This is a genomic window from Vibrio sp. HI00D65, from assembly GCF_001635455.1.
Taxonomy (GTDB): domain Bacteria; phylum Pseudomonadota; class Gammaproteobacteria; order Enterobacterales; family Vibrionaceae; genus Vibrio.
In genome coordinates this window covers 1-255 of record NZ_LWEH01000438.1, presented here as the reverse complement: position 1 = coordinate 255, position 255 = coordinate 1, and the positions used below count along the sequence as shown (strand labels likewise).

Genomic DNA, 255 nt, shown 5'->3' with positions numbered 1-255 from the left:
CAACGTGGAGTAGTGATAGTTTCAAGCGTTTACTCAAGCGCGAAGTCGATTTTGGTATCGGTATTTTTGAATTAGATGAACGTGCTTCAACCCATGTGCAATGTATCCCTGATGAATTGGATTACGTTGAGTTGTGTTTGGATTATTCCGTTTGTTTGATGCGTAACGATCACCCTGCTTTGAAAGAGGAGTGGAACCTCGATACCTTTCCTAAGTATCGACACATATAATTGGTGACGGGCGGAGCGGGCGACT

The 255-nt window shown here is 43.9% G+C and carries 1 pseudogene; it reads left to right on the top strand.

What is annotated here, in order from left to right:
* Window positions 1–227, top strand: a pseudogene (locus A3712_RS27085) (LysR family transcriptional regulator); the annotation flags it as partial.
* Window positions 228–255 lie beyond the last annotated feature (28 nt).